The 1150-nt window shown below is 65.9% G+C and carries 1 protein-coding gene; it reads right to left on the bottom strand.

Annotated elements, in window-relative coordinates; all coding sequences use genetic code 11:
- Positions 1 to 101: 101 nt before the first annotated feature.
- Positions 102 to 1150 (bottom strand): IS256 family transposase (locus ACFHWU_RS29165; RefSeq protein WP_416592306.1); only part of this gene is annotated, 1049 nt, incomplete at its 5' end.

The raw sequence follows: 1150 nt of genomic DNA, 5'->3' as shown, positions 1-1150 counted from the left end.
CGTTTTCGCTTTCTGCCAGGCCCTGATCGCGGAGAAGGTACGTTCGACGGCCTTGACGATCGAGCCTGTCCGAATTTCTGTTAACGCCCTATCCTGTCCAACTATCGGGCATCGATGGGGATACGGTTCGGGAAGAACAGGTCCAACGCGTTGAGGGCCTGTTTCCAGCCGTGCACGCCGGCGCCTTCGACCAGCCGTGGCGGCGCGGTGCGGGAGTTCGCGGGTTTACCGGCCTCGGCGGCGCGTTGCCGGGCGCGTTTGTCCTCGATGTCGGCGATCGCGAGCCAGATCAGCTTGATCACGGCGTCGTCGGTGGGGAAATGCCCACGGTTCTTGATGATCTTCCGGATCTGGTAGTTGAAGCTCTCGATCGCGTTGGTGGTGTAGATGATCCGGCGGACCTCGGGAGGGAACGCCAGGAACGGAGTGAACCGTTCCCACGCCCGTTCCCAGACCGCGACCGCGGCCGGGTAGCGTCGGCCGAGCGGGCTGTCGGCGAAACCGAGCATCGCGGTCTCGGCCGCCTCCACCGTCGGGGCGGTGTAGATGTCCTTCAACGCGGCGGCCATCGCCCGTCGGTCCTTGTAGGACACGAACTTCGTCGCCGCCCGGATGAGGTGCACCACGCACGTCTGGACGGTGGTGTGCGGCCACACCGCCTCGATCGCCTCGGGCAGACCGGTCAACCCGTCGCAGCAGGCGATCAGCACATCACGCACGCCACGGTTACGCAGCTCGGTGCAGACCTGCATCCAGAACTTCGCCCCCTCGGTCTGCTGCACCCAGATACCGAGGACGTGCTTGACCCCGTCGGTGTTGACCCCGACGACGAGGTAGCAGGCCTTGTTACGGACCTGGGCGCCGTCGCGGACCTTCACCATCAACGCGTCGACGTAGACGATCGGGTACACCTCGTCCAACGGCCGGTGCTGCCACGCCTTCACCTCCTCCAGGACTTCGTCGGTGATGGTGGAGACCGTGTCGGGGGACACCTCGGTGCCGTAGACCCGCTGCAGGTGGTGGCAGATGTCGCGGACCGTCATCCCACCCGCGTACAGGCTGATGATCACGTCCGACAGGCCACCGAGCCGGCGGGCGTTCTTCGGCACCAGCATCGGGGTGAACGTGCCCGCCCGGTCGCGGGGCACCT

It is taken from the genome of Micromonospora sp. LOL_015 (genome assembly GCF_048060275.1).
Taxonomy (GTDB): domain Bacteria; phylum Actinomycetota; class Actinomycetes; order Mycobacteriales; family Micromonosporaceae; genus Micromonospora_E.
The sequence above is the reverse complement of the archived record's forward strand: the minus strand, read 5'-3'. Positions and strand labels throughout refer to the sequence as shown.